Here is a 17,709-nt window from a genome sequence, read left to right as displayed (position 1 = left end):
TCACGCACCCTCGCCCGAAGATATCGAACTCGATCAGCCGCGAGGCTTCTCGATCAGTTCTGTCGTCTCGATCTCATCACCGATCTGGATGTCGTTGAACTTGCCGAGGCCGATACCGGCCTCGTAGTCCGTACGCACCTCGGTGACGTCGTCCTTGAAGCGACGCAGCGACTCGATGGCGAGACCATCGGCCACAACCACACCGTCGCGGATGACGCGAGCCTTGGCGTTTCGCGTGATCGTTCCCGATCGCACGATGACACCGGCGATGTTGCCGAACTTCGAGGAGCGGAACACCTCGCGGATCTCGGCGACACCCGACTGGACCTCTTCGTACTCCGGCTTGAGCATGCCCTTGAGCGAGCTCTCGACCTCGTCGATCGCGTTGTAGATCACCGAGTAGAACCGGATGTCCACACCCTCACGCTGGGCGCGCTCGCGCGCCTTCGTGTCGGGGCGGACGTTGAAGCCCACGATGATCGCATTGTCGATCGTCGCGAGGTTGACGTCGGACTCCGTGATCGCACCGACACCGCGGTGGATGATGCGGAGCTGCACCGAGTCATCGACCTCGATCTTGAGCAGCGACTCCTCGAGTGCCTCGACGGCACCGGAGACGTCACCCTTGATGATGAGGTTGAGCGACTCGACCTTGCCCTCTTCGAGAGCACGGGTGAAGTCCTCGAGCGAGATGCGCTTGCGGGCCTTGGCCAGCTGGGCGTTGCGCTCGACCGCTTCACGCTTCTCAGCGATCTGACGGGCCATGCGGTCTTCTTCGGTGACGATGAAGACATCGCCTGCACGCGGCACCGAGTTCAGACCCTGCACCTGCACCGGACGCGACGGGTAGGCCTCGAGGACCTGCTCGCCGTTCTCGTCTGCCATCGCACGCACACGGCCGTACGCCGTTCCTGCGACGATCGCGTCACCGATCCGGAGCGTTCCGGACTGGATCAGCACCGTGGCGATGGATCCGCGGCCCTTGTCGAGCTTCGCCTCGATGGCGACACCGCGAGCGGCCTTGTTCGGGTTGGCCGTGAGGTCGAGACCCGCGTCAGCCGTGAGCAGCACAGCGTCCAGGAGTTCCTGGATGCCGGTGTTCGCCCGAGCCGAGACGTCGACGAACATGACGTCTCCGCCATACTCCTCGGCGACCAGACCGTATTCGGTGAGCTGCTGACGAACCTTGGCCGGGTTGGCGTCGGGCTTGTCGACCTTGTTCACCGCGACCACGATCGGCACATTCGCCGCCTGAGCGTGGTTCAGCGCCTCGACCGTCTGGGGCATGATGCCGTCGTCGGCTGCGACCACGAGGATCGCGAGGTCTGTGACCTGCGCTCCACGAGCACGCATGGCGGTGAACGCCTCGTGACCCGGGGTGTCGATGAAGGTGATGGCACGCTCGATGCCCTCGTGTTCCGTCCACACCTGGTACGCACCGATGTGCTGCGTGATGCCGCCGGCCTCACCGTCGATGACGTTGGTCTGGCGGATCGCGTCGAGCAGTCGGGTCTTACCGTGATCGACGTGACCCATGACGGTGACGACGGGCGGACGGATCTCGAGGTCGTCTTCGTCCTCCTCCTCCAGCTCCTGCGCGAGGTTGAGTCCGAAGCCCTCGAGGAGCTCCTTGTCCTCGTCCTCGGGCGAGACCATCTGGATCTTGTATCCGAGCTCCTCACCGAGCACCTCGAACGTCGCCTCGTCCAGGGACTCGGTGGCCGTGGCCATCTCGCCGAGGTTGAAGAGGATCGTCACGAGGGTTCCGGGCTGAACCGTGTAGCCGGTCAGCGTCTCGATCTTGTCGGCGAAGTCCGCGATCGACGCACCACGGCGCATGCGGATGATCTCCCCGTTGCCACGGGTGACGTTGACGCCACCGACGACCGGGGCGCTCCGCATCTCGAACTCTTGCCGCTTCGCCCGCCGCGACTTGCGCTGCTTGCTCTTGCCGCCGCCCTTGCCGAAGGCACCTGCGGTACCTCCGCCAGGACCACGACCGCGACCGCCGCCACCACCGGGGCGGCCTGCGAAGCCACCGCCGGGACGAGCACCGGGACCGGCACCGGGTCCACCGGCACCGCCGGGACGACCGGGACCGCCGGGACGCTGCTGGAACGGTGCGCCACCGGGACGACCGCCCTGCCCGCCGCGCGGAGCGCCGGGACGGGGGGAACCGGGACGAGGCGCACCCGGACGCGGGGCACCGGGACGCGGAGCCTGCGGACGCGGGATGTTGCCGGGAGTCGGACTCGGCCGCTGGCCCATGCCCTGCGCCGAGGCGAAGGGGTTGTTGCCGGGGCGCGGACCAGCCGGACGCTGGCCCATGCCCTGCGCCGACGAGAACGGGTTGTTGCCGGGACGCGGTGCGCCGGGCTTCGGCGCGCCGCCGTCGTTCGACTTCGGCGCAGCGGATCCGGACGCTGCATCCGTCGAAGCGGCCTCGGCAGGAGCCTCAGCGGCCGGGGCGGGAGCCTCGGGAGCCGGGGCGGCTACGGGCTCCTCCGGCGCGGGGGCCGGCTTGGGCCCGGGCTTGGGCCCGGGAGTCGGTCCGCCGGTCTTGGCGGCGCCGGGCTTCGAGGCACCGGGCGTTGCAGCACCGGGTGTTGCAGCACCGGGCTTGGCTGCACCGGGCTTGGCTGCACCGGTTTTGGCTGCACCGGTCTTGGCCGCTGCGGGAGCCGCGTCAGCGGATGCCTTCAGCGAGGCATCCGACTCGATGGCAGCGCGAAGCTTGCGCGCCACCGGCGGTTCGATGGTCGAAGAGGGGCTCTTGACGAACTCTCCGAGTTCCTTGAGCTTTGCAAGTGCGATCTTGCTGTCGACGCCGAGTTCGGCGGCGATCTCGTGTACGCGTGGTTTACCAGCCACAATTCTCCTGTCTGGGGTCGGTCCACCCAGACAGGGCAGACCACTAGTCGCGGACGGGTCTCATTTCGAGCCGTTCACTTTGTTTCCATAGCCGTTCAGCCTTTGTTTCTTGGTGGGTATTGTTCGATGATCCGCGTGTCCAGATTGCCGGACACGCGAAGTGCTCTGCCGAAAGCACGGCGCCGCAGAGCGGCATCCATGCATTCCGGTGTCGGATGCACCCACGCGCCTCGCCCTGGCAGAACGCCTCGCTCATCGATGATGAGGATCTCGTCCTGGGACACCACTCTGAGAAGAGCGGCGCGGGGAGCACGCGTGCGACAGCCGACGCACGTTCGTACGGGTTCCATCTTACACCTGTGTTCCCGTCCGACTCACGCGACGAGCGCGAGTCGGACGTGACGAGAGGTCAGTCCAGGACGCTGTCGGGCTGGATGTCGATCTTCGCGCCGGTGAGCTTCGCAGCCAGACGGGCGTTCTGCCCCTCCTTGCCGATCGCGAGGGAGAGCTGATAATCCGGCACGAGTGCACGCACGGCCCTGGTGTTCGCGTCGAGGATGAACGCGCTGGTCACCTTGGCAGGAGAAAGCGCATTCGCGACGAAGGCGGCGAGCTCGGGGTCGTGATCGACGATGTCGATCTTCTCGCCTGACAGCTCCTCGGTGACGGCGCGCACACGGCGCCCCATCTCACCGATGCACGCGCCCTTGGCATTGATCGCCGGGTCGTTGGCTCGGACGGCGATCTTCGTGCGGTGACCGGCCTCTCGGGCGAGCGAGACGATCTCCACAAGACCTGCGGCGATCTCGGGAACCTCGAGTGCGAACAGCCTGCGGACGAGGCCGGGGTGCGTGCGCGAGACGGTGATCTGCGGCCCCTTGAGCCCCTTCGCGACGCTCGTCACATACACGCGGAGGCGTGAGCCGTGGGTGTATTCCTCGCCGGGCACCTGCTCCTCCGGCGGAAGGATCGCCTCGACAGCTCCGAGATCGACGTGGATCATGCGGGGATTCGGTCCCTGCTGGATCACGCCCGCGACGATGTCGCCTTCCTTGTCCTTGAAGTCCCCCAGCACCACGTCATCCGCGATGTCGCGCAGACGCTGGCTGATGACCTGCTTCGCGGCGAAGGCGGCGATCCGGCCGAAGTCATCCGGCGTGGCGTCCTCTTCCCCGATGATCGCGCCCTCTTCGTCCTTGACGACCTGCAGCACGGCGACGTGCCCGGTTCGACGATCGAGCTCGACGCGGACGCCCTCGGGGGTGGCTCCTTCTGCGGAGACGTGCTTGGAGTAGGCGGTCAGGATGGCCTGTTCGATGATCGAGACCAGCTCATCGAAGGGGATCGCCTTCTCCTTCTCGATCCCACGCAGCAGACTCAGTTCGATATCCATGACGACTCCCTATTCAGCTCTCGTCGCGCGGGTGTGCACGCGCGACATCCGTACCACGATACCCTGTGCCCACCGCCGGTCGCCACGAGGGCAGCCGCACCGATGCGGTGCCGAGCGTGCAGGAGGACTCAGTGACGGCATACGACACCATCGTGATCGGGGCAGGGATGTCCGGGGTGACGGCGGCTCGCATGCTCGCCGACGCCGGAGCGGACGTCATCGTCCTCGAGGCGAGGGACCGCATCGGCGGCCGGATGCACACCGATCGCGCCGCAGGCTTCCCCGTCGATCTCGGCGCATCTTGGGTGCACGGCATCGCGCGCTCCGAGCTGTGGGACCTCGTGCAGGCACTCGGCATCCCGACGCTCGAGTACACCGTCGGCAGCTTCCAGGCCGGAGGGCGGCCCATCGAGAACTTCGACGGAGACGGCAGGCCGATGGATGCCGCGCGCACCTCGCAGTGGGTGTCCGACGTCGACGAGGCGGATCGCCTGCTGGTCGACGAGATCGAACGGTGCTCGCCCGGTGAGACCTATCTCGATGTCACCGAGCGCGCGCTCGACCGCACCGGCTTCGACCCTGAGCGCATCGACGAGATCCGGGAGTTCTTCCGTCATCGCGTCGAGGAGCAGTGCGGAGCATGGATCGGCGACCTCGACGCGCACGGGCTCGACGAGGACGCGATCGACGGAGACGAGGTCATCTTCCCCCGTGGGTACGACGAGCTCCCTCGGCGCATCGCCGCCGGACTCGACATCCGCCTGAGCCAGGTGGTCACCCGCATCGCGCGCACGGATGCCGGGGTCACGGTGTCGACCGACGACGGCGAGTTCTCGGCGCGCAGTGCGCTGGTCACTGTGCCGCTGGGCGTGCTCAAGGCGGGATCGATCGACTTCGCTCCTCCCCTGCCCGACAGCGTCGCGGGGCCGATCGCCCGACTGGGCATGGGGGTGTTCAACAAGGTGTTCATCCAGTTCCCCGAACGCTTCTGGAACGAGGAGAGCTACGTCCTGCGGGCCCTCGGCGAGGCGGGAGAGCACTGGCACTCCTGGTATGACGTGTCAGCGGTGAGCGGAGTTCCGACGTTGCTGACCTTCGCTGCCGGCCCGTTCGGCCGCAGGATGCAAGAGCTCTCCGACGAAGAGATCGTCGCGGATGTCGTGAGCGCTCTCCGCGCCCTCTACCCTGATGCGGTCGGCGAGCCCATCGCTCACTGGATCACCCGCTGGGGGAAGGACGCGTTCTCGAAAGGCTCGTACTCACATCTCGCGCTCGGGTCGTCGCACCACGACCATGACGAACTCGCGGGGCCTGTCGACGGAGTGCTGCACTTCGCCGGCGAAGCGACGTGGGGTGACGAGCCCGCGACCGTGGGGGCGGCCTTCTATTCAGGGCACCGCGCGGCGGAGCGGATTCTCGGGTGCTCGATCGATCTCGCCGCGTTTGCGGGCGGCATCACAGCGCGGGAGCGGACTCCAGCGAGTTGATCGCGCCGATCAGGCGGAAGAGACCGCCGACCTGACGCTGATCGAGGTGCAGAGCAAGACGAGGAAGATGCAGCACGTCATCATCGGCGACCTCGGGCGAACGCGGAGCAGTCCGCTCGATGCGTCCGCTCGCCAGCATCCCGGCGAACTGCTCGTTGAGCTGCTCCACCTCGGCATCGGATGGCTCGGCCCGGAGGCGCAGCACCAGGGTGTCTCCGAACCACCGCAGTGAGTCGTAGTTGCGCCAGAAACCTGCGATCACCGCCGCTGCCGACTCGACCGAGTCTGTGATGACGACGCGGTCGAAATCGCCCTCTGAGATCACGCCGGTGGGCGCGAGATCCTCGTCGATGAACCGCTTGAGTCCGTGCCAGAAGGTGCCGCCGGGCTCATCGAGCAGCACGATCGGGGTCGGCTCGGCCTTTCCGGTCTGCTGGAGGGTCAGCAGCTCGAACATCTCGTCGAGCGTGCCGAACCCACCGGGGAGGCAGATGAAACCGCTGGACTCCTTGATGAGCATGAGTTTGCGGGTGAAGAAGTACTTCATCGCCACCACGTGCTCGCTCGCCGCGATCAGGCTGTTGGCCTTCTCCTCGAACGGCAGTCTGATCGATACGCCGAGCGACAGCGCGGGGCCGGCACCCTCAGCGGCTGCCTGCATGATTCCCGGTCCTGCTCCGGTCACCACCATCCATCCGTCCGCAGCGAGAGCAGCCGCGACATCACGCGCCTGGACATAGAGCGGATCGTCGTGGAGGGTACGCGCCGAGCCGAACACCGTGACCTTCGGTACCCCTTCGAACGGTGCGAACAAGCGGAAGGCATCCCTCATCTCGGCGAGGGCGGCGGAGGCGATCTTGAGGTCGAGGCGGTTCGTGCCGTCCTCTCCCAGCAGCACCGCCGTGCGCATCATGCGCATGACCAGTCGGCGATCGGTCTTCACTCCGGCCTCGTCGAGGACGTTGTTGATCTCGGCGCTCAGAGACTCGGGCAGCGGTTCGTCCGTCATGCCCCCAGCCTGTCACGAGCCCCGGTCGAGCGGGTCTCCGCAACGCCGCGCTCCGCCCTCACCACGCGCGCGGCGCCTTGTCAACGCCCGTGTGGAGTCTGCCGGCCCGCGGCACAGTGGCCGCATGACAGAGATCACTGGACCCGAAGCACTCGCACGCGTACACGAACTCGTCGAGGACATCGACTTCACGATGCTGACGACGACCGATGACGACGGCAACCTGGTGAGCAGGCCGATGTCGACGAGGCAGATGGACGACGCGGGAGACATCTGGTTCTTCACCGCGGAGGACACCGAGAAGGTGGAAGAAGCGCGGGCCCACCGCCAGGTCGGCCTCTCGTATTGCGACGCGAAGGGAATGCGCTACGTGTCTGTGGCCGGCAATGCATCCGTGGTGCACGACCGCGCCAAGATGGAAGAGCTCTACTCGCCCTCCCTCGACATCTGGTTCGAAGACGGGCTCGACACCCCCGGCATCGCACTTCTCAAGGTCACTCCCACCGTCACCGAGTTCTGGGAACCCGCCAAGGGCAAGATCGCGATGGCGGCGGGGGCCCTGAAGGCTCTCGTCACGAAGGACACGCCTGACGACGACATCATGAACCACGGCCACATCGTCTGCTGACCGGCGACTCGGCTCCGTACAGACGGAATGCCGCGCACCTCGGTCGAGGGCGCGGCATTCGTGGTCTGTACCGTCAGCGACGGGTCAGCTGCTGCACGGCCTCGGCGACCGACACCGCTTCGCGAGCCCCGGTGCTGCGATCCCACAGCTCGACCTGACCTTCGGCAGCACCGCGACCGACGATGACGATCTTCGGCACGCCGACGAGCTCGGCGTCGCCGAACTTGACTCCGGGAGAGACTTTGGGGCGGTCGTCGTAGAGCACGTCGAGGCCTGCGGATTCGAGCTGGGCAGAGAGATCAGCCGCCACGTCGAAAGCCACCTGGTCACGACCGGCCGCAACGACCTGCACGTCGAACGGTGCGACCGATGCGGGCCAGATCAGGCCCTTCTCGTCGTTGTTCAGCTCCGCGATGATCGCGAGGATGCGGGTCACGCCGATTCCGTACGAGCCCATCGTGACCGTGACGAGTTTGCCGTTCTCGTTCAGCACCTTCAGACCGAGAGCCTCAGCGTACTTGCGTCCGAGCTGGAAGACGTGGCCGATCTCCATACCCCGAGCCAGCTCGACGGGTCCGGAGCCGTCGGGCGCGGGGTCACCCGCCCTGACGTTCGCGATCTCGACGATTCCATCGCCGAAGAAGTCCCGTCCGGCCACCACCGAGTGCGCATGCTTCTGATCGAGATTGGCGCCGGTGATCCAGCTGGTGCCCTCGCTGACGCGGGGGTCCACGAGATAGCGGATGCCGGTGGCGGACTCCTCGCCGAGCACGGCCCCGGTCGGTGACCATGGCCCGATGTAGCCCTTGACCAGCAGAGGGTTCTTCTCGAAGTCCTCGGCGGAGGCAGTCTCGACCTCGGCGGGCGCGAAGGCGACCTCGGCGCGCTTCTCGTCGACCTCACGGTCGCCCGGGATGCCGACGATCACCAGCTCGCGGGTGCCATCGAGGTGGGTGAGCGCGAGCACGACGTTCTTCAGCGTGTCGGCCGCGGTGTACTCGCCGTCGAGGTTCGCGTTGACGTGGGCCACGAGCGTCTCGATCGTCGGCGTGTTCGGCGAGTCGAAGATCACCGGCGCAGCATCCGCGTCGAAGGGGATCGCGTCGGGGACGGCCGTGGAGAACGCCTCCACGTTGGCTGCATACCCACCGGCGCTGCGCACGAAGGTGTCTTCACCGACCGGCGTCGGGTGCAGGAACTCCTCGCTGCGTGAGCCGCCCATCGCCCCGGCATCCGCCTGCACGATCACGTACTCGAGACCGAGGCGCTGGAAGATCCGCTCGTAGGCGTCGCGCTGCGCCTGGTAGCTGACGTCCAGACCCTCATCGGACGCGTCGAAGGAGTATGCGTCCTTCATGGTGAACTCCCGCCCGCGGAGCAGGCCCGCGCGGGGACGCGCCTCGTCGCGGTACTTGTCCTGGATCTGGTAGATCGTGAGGGGCAGATCCTTGTAGGACGAGTAGAGGTCCTTGACGAGCAGCGTGAAGGCCTCTTCATGCGTCGGGGCGAGCAGGTAGTCGCCGCCCTTGCGATCCTGAAGACGGAACAGCAGGTCGCCGTATTCGTCCCAACGCCCGGTCGCCTCGTACGACTCTCGGGGCATCAGAGCGGGGAAGTGCACTTCCTGGGCACCTGCCGAGGCCATCTCCTCGCGGACGACGGTCTCGATCTTGCTCTTCACGCGGAGCCCTAGCGGAAGCCACGCGAAGATGCCGGCGGCCTGCGGTCGGATGTATCCGGCGCGGATCAGCAGCCTGTGGCTCGCGACCTCTGCGCCTGCAGGGTCTTCGCGGAGTGTGCGGAGGAAGAATTTCGAAAGACGAGTGACCACCGGGCAAGTCTACTGACCGGTGGTCACTCGGTTTCGCGATACGTCAGTCGCTACACGTCAGTTGAGTGCGGGCAGGCCGTTGGGGATGACGCCACCGGCGTACAGGCTCGCTGCGAGCTCCTGCACGGCGGTCAGGGCCACGCGCTGCGGGAGGGGTCCGTAGGAGATGCGGGCGACGCCGAGCTTCTCGTACTCCGACGCCGCGAGGGTGCCGGGGAGGCCGATCACGCTGAGTTTGCCTTCGCCGAGTCCCTCGACGAGCTGCCTGGTGATGTTGGCGTCGAGCATGCCGGGCACGAACACCGCTGTGGCTCCGGCGTCGAGGAAGGCACGGCCGCGCTGGATCGCGTCGGCGACGCTTTCGGCGACGGGGCGGTGACCGGCGCGGACGAACGCGTCGGTGCGCGCGTTCAGCGCGAACGGGACGCCCTCTGCCTCCGCAGCCTTGACGATCGCCTCGACCGCCGCGACGGACTCGTCGAACGGCTTCAGGCGGTCTTCGACGTTGGCTCCCACGACGCCGGCACCGATCGCGAGGCGTGTGGTCTCCCCCGCGTCGCCGTACCCGTCGTCGAGGTCGGCGGTGACCGGAACCGAGACTGATGCCGCGATGCGACCGACCATGTCGATCATGATGTCTCGGGGGATCGTGCCATCCTCGAAACCGAACGAGGCGGCGATGCCGTGACCGGCAGTCGCGATCGCCTTCGTCTCGGGCAGCTTCGCGACAGCGCGGGCGGAGACGACGTCCCACACGTTCACGACGCGGAGGATCTCCGGGGCTTCATAGAGTCCGATCAGGGTCTTGGCCTTCGCAGCAGTGGTCATGCTTCCACGCTAGCGCCCAGTATTCCGGTCTAGGTCGGACGGACACGCGAATCACAGGTTCCCGAGGGGCCCGGCGCATCGGCGATCGTCCGAAGTATCGCCTCTCGGATCCTCACCCATCCGATCACCGGGGCGATGCTCGCCGTCGACCGCTACCGCCCCTCGGCCGCCCTGACACGGCACCTGAGAGCCCGCGATCAACGATGCCGATTCCCGACCTGCGGGCACCCCGCCCGCGACGGCGACCTCGACCACACCCGAGACCACGCCCTCGGCGGCGCAACCACGGCCGACAACCCTTCTGACCGTGGGAAGACAACGCGACCACACCCGAGACCACGCCGTCCTGCGTCCACGGCGTCATAGTGTGGGGGCATGCCTCAGCGCCGATCGCACGTTGCCCCGTCAGCCGCGCAGACCGAGCTCGCCGCAGCACTCGCGGCGCTCCGAGAGTCTCTCGACGCGCCGGCAGACTTCCCCGCCGCGGTCGTCGCCGAAGCAGAAGCCACGAAGGCGGCGACTCCCGAGCTCGATCTGCGCGACATCCCCTTCGCGACACTGGATCCTCTCGGGTCACGCGACCTCGACCAGGCGTTCCACCTCGAACGAGACGGTTCCGGCTATGCGGTCCGCTACGCGATCGCAGATGTCCCCGGATTCGTCGCGCCCGGTGGGGAGGTCGACGCGGAGGCTCGGCGTCGTGGCCAGACTTTGTATGCCGCGGACGGGACGATTCCCCTGCACCCCAAGGTCCTCAGCGAGGACCGCGCATCGCTCCTGGCCGATGTGGATCGCCCTGCCCTCGTCTGGACGTTCGCACTCGACTCCTCGGGCGTCGTCACGGACTTCCGTCTGGAGCGGGCTCTGATCCGGTCCCGCGCCCAGCTGGACTACGCCAGCGCCCAGGCCGCGCTCGACCGCGGCGAGGGCGGTCCGGCGGCGCTGCTGCCGGAGATCGGCGCGCTGCGGATCGAACAGGAGAAGATCCGCGGCGGCGCCAGTCTGAACCTTCCGGATGAGGAGGTGACCAGAGCAGCGGATGGCAGTTACGCGATCGAGCGCCGGCATCCGCTTCCCGTCGAGGAATGGAACGCGCAGCTCTCCCTCATGACCGGCATGGCAGCAGCGTCCCTCATGCTGGGTGCCGGCATCGGCATCCTTCGAACGATGCCGCAACCCGACGAGAAGTCCTTCGACGCGTTCCGCCATCAGACCGAGGCTCTCGGGCGCCCCTGGACGACCGGACGATACGGCGACTACCTCCGTCAGCTGGATCGCGCCGACCCGATGACCCTGCCCGTCCTCGAAGCGGCCGCGACCTTGTTCCGGGGCGCGGGCTATGAGACATTCGACGGCGCGGCCCCGAGCGACGCGGAGCAGGCCGCGATTGCGGCTCCGTACGCCCATGCGACCGCTCCCCTGCGTCGCCTCGTCGATCGCTGGTCCCTCGAGATCTGTCTCGCCGTGTCAGAAGGTCGAGAAGTGCCCGGCTGGGTTCGCGAGTCGCTCCCCGAACTCCCTGCGCTGATGCAGAGCTCGGGGCAGCGCGCGTCCAGACTCGACTCGGCGACCATCAACTGCGTCGAAGCCGCACTGCTCACCCCGCTCGTGGGCGGGACGGTCGAGGCGACCGTGATCGAGATACGCGGCGAGCGCGCGACGGTCCAGATCGCGGATCCCGCCGTGACCGCATCCGCACCTGTACCCGCCGGAACAGTGCCCGGAGGGCGCGTATCCTTGCGCGTCGTCAGCACGGATATCGCCCGGGGTGAGATCGAGTTCGCGATCTGACACCTAGGCTCTGCTCCATGCCCACATCGCCGTATATCAGCGGGATCCGCGAACGCATCGGTCACGATCTCCTGCTGCTCCCCGCGGTGACGGCTGTCATCCGGCGCGGTGACCGTTTCCTGATGTGTCGACGGGTGGACTCGTCGGAATGGGGCCTGGTCGGCGGCGGTGTCGAACCAGGTGAGGATCCGAAGGATGCCGTGCGGCGGGAGGTGCGCGAAGAGCTCGGGGTCCGCGCCGACATCGATCGTCTCGTCGGAGCGTACGGCGGGGAGGACCTCTTCGTCCGGTACGCCAACGACGACGTCGTCAGCTACGTCACGACCGCGTTCCTCTGCTCGATCCCGATGATTCGCCCCTGATCTTCGCCGACGGAGAGTTGGCCGAGACGGGATGGTTTGCGATAGACGAGATCGCAGGGCTGCGACGCGATCGAGGCGTCGACCGAATCCTCGCAGATGCGACCGACTTCATCCGGACTCCTGCCGCGACGTCGACCCCGATCGTCGAGAAGGCCGTCTGCTACGTGATCGCCGAGGGGCACCTGCTGGTGTTCACGCACGATGATGTCGACATCCTGGTCACCGGCGTCCAGGTCCCCGCCGGAACCGTTCAAGAGCACGAGGCACCTGCGCACGCTGCCGCACGTGAGCTGTTCGAGGAGACGGGTCTCCGAGGCTCCGTGACTCGGAGTCTCGGAACGGAGTTGTACGACCTGGCACCGGCGCGGAACGAGATCGCACGGCGTCACTTCTTCCAGATGGAGGCCTCTGACGCCGATGTGACGGCGGTCTGGCGCGCAGGCGAGGCCGATCCGGCGACCGGCGGCTCTCCGGCCTCATGGACCTGTCGATGGATCCCTCTCGCTCAAGCGCATGTGCTCGCCGGCGGGCTAGGCGCCAGGCTGGGTGCCGTCTCCCTCTGACCCGACCCGCCTGCGCACCGAGGGCTACGCTGACGGGGTGGATCACCTCGCCGTCGCAGCACGATTCGTCACCGCTCACTACCCCACAGCTGACGTCGCCCTCGTGGCGGGGAGCTCTGCACGGGGCGACCGCACCGCGACGAGTGACATCGACCTGCTGGTGCTCGGAGATCGGCTCTTCAGCGTCGAGGGGCAGACGAGCGAAGCCTCGACGCACGAGTTCGAGGGCGAGATCTTCGAGGTGTTCGCATACACCCCGACGGGGTTCGACGAGTGGGCGGCGCGAGGCATCGCGCAGCATCGGCCGGTGACGGTGCACATGCTCGTCGACGGCACCGCGATCCGCGACGATGGCCGACTGGCATCACTCCGCACGCATTGGCAGAGCGTGCTCGACGCGGGGCCTTCGCTCAGCGCGCAGGAGTGCGCGTTCCGCCGGTACGTCATCACGGATGTGCTCGACGATCTGGAGGATTCGACAGACCCTCTCGAGCAGCGAGTGGAGGCATCCATCCTGTTCGAGCGAATCGCAGAGCTCATTCTGCTCACCGAAGGACGCTGGATCGGGGCGGGAAAATGGCTCCCTCGGCGTCTCCGCGAGCTGAGCATGGAGCGAGCCGACCGTTTGGCGCTCCCTCTGATCGAGAGCGACTATGCGACCTTCGCGGCCCGCGTCTCGGCTGAGCTCGACCGCGCCGGCGGGCGCGTCCAAGCCGGTTTCGTACGCTGAGCAGGCTCAGACTGCGGGAACGGCCTTCGTGGTCATCACCAGCAGCTGCGGATCGGTCAGATTGAGCGAGACCGAGATGGAGACGAACTCGGAGAGAGACTCGACGTGGGTTCCGCCGCAGAGGATCTCCGCGTCACCATCCGGCAGTTCGCAGTGCCAGCTGCGACGGTCCACGATCGTGGGGCCCTCGGGAACCACGCGGCTCGTCGCGCCGGAGGCGACCCACGTGGCCAGCTGCGAGTTGATCGCGGTCTCGCGAACCTCGAGCGTCGTCGCGAAGGTCTCGGTGTCGAATCCGGCCCTGCGAAGACTCTTGCCCAGGCGGTACTCGTCGACCGCGCCGTCTTCATGGATACGGCTGGACTGGTTCGCCCGTGCCTCGAAGTTCGGGTTGCCCAGAGCATCGGAACCGGGGTCCTTGCGCCACAGGTCGGCGAGAGCGATGTCCAACGCCAGTGATGCCAGGTGGCAGGCGGTGTGACCGCGGCTGAGCCCTGCCCGTCGCGGGGCATCGACCGACAATTCGACGCGTGCGCCCTCGGCGAGCCAGGCGGGAGCATCGCCGTCGATCGGGTGTCCGACGAGCCAGGTCCATCCCTCCACGCCCCGCTTGACGGGGATCTCGGCTCCGACGGCGAACTCTCCCTCGTCCGACACCGCGGCCATCACGGCCTCGGCGATGCGGACGGCATTCCCCTCTGCAGACAGCTCACCTGTATCTCCCGGCTGGTCCGGCCAGGTGTGGTCGACCGGATGGAACGGGGTCGCGTCGACGACGACGACGGTTCCCCGCGATGACGTCTCGACTCGTGCGACGGTGCTCGACCCAGTGAGGTCGCCTCCCGCGAAGGAGACGATCGTGGACGACGGCATGGAACTCCTCGTGTCGAACCGGCGGGGGGTGCAGGTCGGTCAGGCCGTGACGACCTGAGCGGTGCCGAGCGGTGCCTCAGGCCCCATCTCGGCCGCGATCCGGTTGGCCTCTTCGATCAGCGTGGCGACGATATCCGCTTCGGGAACGGTCTTGACGACCTCGCCCTTGACGAAGATCTGCCCCTTGCCGTTTCCCGAGGCGACCCCGAGATCGGCCTCGCGCGCTTCACCGGGACCGTTCACGACGCAGCCCATGACGGCGACGCGCAGCGGCACGGTCATGTCCTTGAGCCCCTCGGTGACGTTCTCGGCGAGCGAGTAGACGTCGACCTGAGCGCGCCCGCACGACGGGCATGACACGATCTCGAGCTTGCGCTCGCGGAGGTTCAGCGACTGCAGGATCTGGTGTCCGACCTTCACCTCTTCGGCCGGCGGCGCTGACAGGGACACGCGGATGGTGTCTCCGATGCCCTCGCCGAGCAGGATGCCGAAAGCCGTGGCGCTCTTGATCGTGCCCTGGAACGCGGGACCGGCCTCGGTCACACCGAGATGCAGCGGCCAGTCGCCCCGTTCGGCGAGCTGACGGTACGCCTTCACCATGACGATCGGGTCATTGTGCTTGACCGAGATCTTGAAGTCGTGGAAGTCGTGCTCCTCGAACAGCGAAGCCTCCCAGACGGCGCTCTCCACGAGCGCCTCAGCGGTCGCCTTGCCGTACTTGGTCAGAATGCGGCGGTCGAGCGAGCCCGCGTTGACGCCGATCCGCAGCGAGACGCCCGCAGCCTTGGCGGCCTCGGCGATCTTGCCGACGTTGCCGTCGAACTCGCGGATGTTGCCAGGGTTGACCCGCACAGCGCCGCACCCCGCATCGATGGCGGTGTAGATGTAGCGCGGCTGGAAATGGATGTCGGCGATGACGGGGATCTGGCTCTTCATCGCGATGATCTTGAGCGCGTCGGCGTCGTCCTGATGCGGGACGGCCACACGGACGATCTCACACCCGGATGCGGTCAGTTCCGCGATCTGCTGGAGGGTCGCGTTGATGTCCGTCGTCTTCGTCGTGGTCATCGACTGGACGGTGACGGGCGCGTCACCACCGACGAGCACCTTGCCCACCTTGATCTGACGAGACTTGCGTCGCGGGGCGAGGACTTCGGGGATCTTCGGCATCCCAAGATTCACTGCTGGCACAACGCCCAGCCTACGCCGCCTGAATGCACGCAGGCTGGAAGTCGCCCGCCCCTGACGCGCGTCATGCGGCCTGGGCCCTGGCGTGCGGTGTGATAGTTTTCAGCCCATGCTCGCGAACTTCACCTGGTGGCCCGCCTCTTAGGCGGTGTGTTCGCGTTCCCACGAATCCAGACCGCCTCCGGGGCGGTCTTTTCGTTGAGCCGAGCCGGAGCCACGCACAGGAGACCCCGATGACCCTCTCACGTCTTGCCGAGCTCACCGCAGACCCGGCCGCATCCTTCGTGCTCATCGCACGCGACGGCGCCGAATCGGTGGAACTGCTCACCGGCGAGGTCGTCGATGTCGAACTGCTGGCTGACATACCGCTGTCGATCGACGGCACCCCCCGCGAGATCTTCACGATGGTGCCTTACCGTCAGGTTCGCGAGCGCGGCTTCGTCGCTCAGGACGACGGCGCACCCCTGCGATGCATCGTGGTGGATGAGCACCTGCATCTCGCGACGCCCGAGCTGCTCTCGACACTGCCTGCAGATCCCGTGCCCCTTCGTGACGGCGGGTTCGACATCCCCGACGACGAGTACGCCAGGATCGTCGAGACCGTGATCGCCGACGAGATCGGACGGGGCGAGGGGGCGAACTTCGTGATCCGCCGCGACTTCACCGCCGAGATCGACGTCGACGACCGGACAGCCGCGCTCACCTGGTTTCGCGCCCTCCTCACGCACGAGCGAGGCGCTTACTGGACCTTCGCGGTCGTCACACCCGGACACATCGCAGTCGGCGCGAGCCCGGAGGCGCACGTCGTCGCGCGCGGCGGCGTCGTGACGATGAATCCCATCTCGGGCACCTTCCGCCACCCTTCCGGTGGAGCCACGCGAGACACCCTGATCGACTTCCTCTCGTCCACGAAGGAGACGGAAGAGCTCTTCATGGTCGTCGACGAGGAGCTCAAGATGATGAGCGCGGTGTGCTCCGACGGCGGACGCATCACCGGCCCGCATCTGAAAGAGATGTCTCGCCTCACCCACACCGAGTACATGCTCCGCGGCCGCAGCACGCTGGACCCCCGCGACATCCTGCGCGAGACGATGTTCGCGCCGACCGTGACCGGCTCGCCGATGCAGAACGCGTGCGCGGTGATCCGCCGTCACGAGAAGAAGCCGCGTGGGTACTACTCCGGCGTGGCCGCCCTGTTCACTCCGAACGATGCGGGCGGGCACGACCTCGATGCGCCGATCCTGATCCGCACCGTGTACCTGCAGAACGGCTCGCTCAGTGTGCCGGTGGGCGCGACTCTCGTGCGGCACTCGGACCCGCGCGGCGAGGTGTCGGAGACCCACGGCAAAGCCGCCGGTGTTCTCGGCGCCATCGGGGCGATCGATCGCGACAGCGTCGCCGAAGCGCGCGATGATGCGGACGCCCCGGGTGAACGGCAGCCTCTCGCCGACGACCCCGCGGTCGCGGAGCTTCTCTCCTCGCGCAATGCCCGGCTGGCGGACTTCTGGCTGAATCCGCAGGGCGACGAGCTGACCGGGCCCTTCGCCGGCCGATCCGCGATCGTCGTCGACGCCGAGGATCGCTTCACCACGATGCTCGCCCACCAGCTGCGTCACCTCGGGCTCGGGGTCACGATCCGCGCCTGGAGCGACGTCGATGATGCGGAGCTCGACGCAGCCGACCTCGTGGTCGCAGGCCCAGGGCCGGGTGATCCCCGCGACGTCGAGAGCGACCGCATCCGCAGGCTGCGCGAGGTCGTGGCCCGACGCGTGGACGCGAGATCGCCGCTGCTCGCTGTGTGCCTGAGCCATCAGATCCTCAGCGATCGTCTCGGCATCGCTCTGACACCACTCGCCGCGCCGCATCAGGGACTCCAGAAATCGGTCCCCGTGTTCGGCGAGGACGCATCGATCGGCTTCTACAACACCTTCACGGCCAGGGTGGCCCCCGGTACGACATCGACGGGACCGGTCGACGTGTCAGCCGACCCCGAGTCCGGCGATGTCTACGCGCTTCGTGGCGACCGATTCGCGTCGGTCCAGGGGCACCTCGAATCGATCCTGTCGCGGGACGGCATCCGCACGCTCGAGCGTCTGGTCTCGCACGCGCTGGCCTGATCCGAGAGCGGATGCCGGGGCAACTCGGCTACCGAAGT

Annotated in this window: 15 protein-coding genes; 7 read left to right on the top strand and 8 right to left on the bottom strand. The window is 67.2% G+C overall.

What is annotated here, in order from left to right; translation table 11 throughout:
* Positions 1–33 precede the first annotated feature (33 nt).
* The 3 genes from infB to nusA form a co-directional block, all read right to left on the bottom strand.
* Positions 34–2,871 carry a translation initiation factor IF-2 gene (infB, locus tag ACZ0AA_RS02630; protein ID WP_463512067.1) on the bottom strand — a complete coding sequence of 946 codons (2,838 nt, stop codon included), beginning with the start codon at positions 2,869–2,871 and terminating at the stop codon, positions 34–36.
* 95 nt (positions 2,872–2,966) lie between these two features.
* A complete protein-coding gene (locus tag ACZ0AA_RS02625; RefSeq protein ID WP_400860864.1) occupies positions 2,967–3,221 on the bottom strand; it encodes a YlxR family protein in 255 nt (84 codons plus the stop codon).
* A 59-nt stretch (positions 3,222–3,280) separates the two neighbouring features.
* Positions 3,281–4,264: a transcription termination factor NusA gene (gene nusA, locus ACZ0AA_RS02620; protein ID WP_400860865.1), complete on the bottom strand. Its 984-nt coding sequence runs from the start codon at positions 4,262–4,264 to the stop codon at positions 3,281–3,283.
* 65 nt (positions 4,265–4,329) lie between these two features.
* Between nusA and ACZ0AA_RS02615 the strand changes: the two genes are divergently transcribed.
* The gene (locus ACZ0AA_RS02615) at positions 4,330–5,751 is read left to right on the top strand and encodes a flavin monoamine oxidase family protein (protein WP_463512066.1); all 1,422 of its coding nucleotides are present in this window, start codon (positions 4,330–4,332) and stop codon (positions 5,749–5,751) included.
* Here the strand turns inward: ACZ0AA_RS02615 and ACZ0AA_RS02610 are convergent.
* Positions 5,720–6,760 (bottom strand): LOG family protein, encoded by a 1,041-nt coding sequence (locus ACZ0AA_RS02610; protein WP_463512065.1) that lies wholly within the window; start codon positions 6,758–6,760, stop codon positions 5,720–5,722. The two genes, ACZ0AA_RS02615 and ACZ0AA_RS02610, sit on opposite strands and share 32 nt — an antisense overlap.
* Positions 6,761–6,884: 124 nt before the next feature.
* On the opposite strand from ACZ0AA_RS02610, the gene ACZ0AA_RS02605 reads away from it, so the two are divergent.
* Complete coding sequence (locus tag ACZ0AA_RS02605; protein ID WP_463512064.1) at positions 6,885–7,388, top strand: pyridoxamine 5'-phosphate oxidase family protein; 504 nt, start codon at positions 6,885–6,887, stop codon at positions 7,386–7,388.
* 73 nt (positions 7,389–7,461) lie between these two features.
* On the opposite strand, the gene ACZ0AA_RS02600 is transcribed toward ACZ0AA_RS02605, so the two are convergent.
* Positions 7,462–9,219 (bottom strand): proline--tRNA ligase, encoded by a 1,758-nt coding sequence (locus ACZ0AA_RS02600; protein ID WP_463512063.1) that lies wholly within the window; start codon positions 9,217–9,219, stop codon positions 7,462–7,464.
* A gap of 57 nt (positions 9,220–9,276) precedes the next feature.
* The gene (locus tag ACZ0AA_RS02595) at positions 9,277–10,047 is read right to left on the bottom strand and encodes an isocitrate lyase/PEP mutase family protein (RefSeq protein WP_463512062.1); all 771 of its coding nucleotides are present in this window, start codon (positions 10,045–10,047) and stop codon (positions 9,277–9,279) included.
* Between the two features lie 375 nt (positions 10,048–10,422).
* Between ACZ0AA_RS02595 and ACZ0AA_RS02590 the strand changes: the two genes are divergently transcribed.
* From ACZ0AA_RS02590 to ACZ0AA_RS02575, 4 genes are read left to right on the top strand one after another with little or no spacing between them, the layout of a single operon-like run.
* On the top strand, positions 10,423–11,838 hold the full coding sequence (locus ACZ0AA_RS02590; protein ID WP_463512061.1) for an RNB domain-containing ribonuclease: 1,416 nt from the start codon (positions 10,423–10,425) through the stop codon (positions 11,836–11,838).
* Between the two features lie 17 nt (positions 11,839–11,855).
* Positions 11,856–12,200 (top strand): NUDIX domain-containing protein, encoded by a 345-nt coding sequence (locus ACZ0AA_RS02585; RefSeq protein WP_463512060.1) that lies wholly within the window; start codon positions 11,856–11,858, stop codon positions 12,198–12,200.
* Positions 12,201–12,217: 17 nt separating this feature from the next.
* A complete protein-coding gene (locus ACZ0AA_RS02580; RefSeq protein WP_463512059.1) occupies positions 12,218–12,763 on the top strand; it encodes an NUDIX domain-containing protein in 546 nt (181 codons plus the stop codon).
* Complete coding sequence (locus ACZ0AA_RS02575; protein ID WP_400860879.1) at positions 12,747–13,493, top strand: nucleotidyltransferase domain-containing protein; 747 nt, start codon at positions 12,747–12,749, stop codon at positions 13,491–13,493. Before ACZ0AA_RS02580 ends, ACZ0AA_RS02575 begins: the two co-directional genes overlap by 17 nt.
* Before the next feature lie 6 nt (positions 13,494–13,499).
* Here the strand turns inward: ACZ0AA_RS02575 and ACZ0AA_RS02570 are convergent, their stop codons facing one another.
* Positions 13,500–14,366, bottom strand: a complete 867-nt coding sequence (locus ACZ0AA_RS02570; RefSeq protein ID WP_463512058.1) for an alanyl-tRNA editing protein — start codon at positions 14,364–14,366, stop codon at positions 13,500–13,502.
* A gap of 39 nt (positions 14,367–14,405) precedes the next feature.
* Entirely contained in the window at positions 14,406–15,536 is a 1,131-nt protein-coding gene (gene ispG, locus ACZ0AA_RS02565) for a flavodoxin-dependent (E)-4-hydroxy-3-methylbut-2-enyl-diphosphate synthase (RefSeq protein WP_400786086.1), read from the bottom strand.
* A gap of 251 nt (positions 15,537–15,787) precedes the next feature.
* On the opposite strand from ispG, the gene ACZ0AA_RS02560 reads away from it, so the two are divergent.
* On the top strand, positions 15,788–17,671 hold the full coding sequence (locus tag ACZ0AA_RS02560) for a chorismate-binding protein (RefSeq protein WP_463512057.1): 1,884 nt from the start codon (positions 15,788–15,790) through the stop codon (positions 17,669–17,671).
* The last annotated feature ends 38 nt before the right edge of the window (positions 17,672–17,709 follow it).

It is taken from the genome of Microbacterium sp. AC035 (assembly GCF_979258485.1).
The sequence above is the reverse complement of the archived record's forward strand: the minus strand, read 5'-3'. Positions and strand labels throughout refer to the sequence as shown.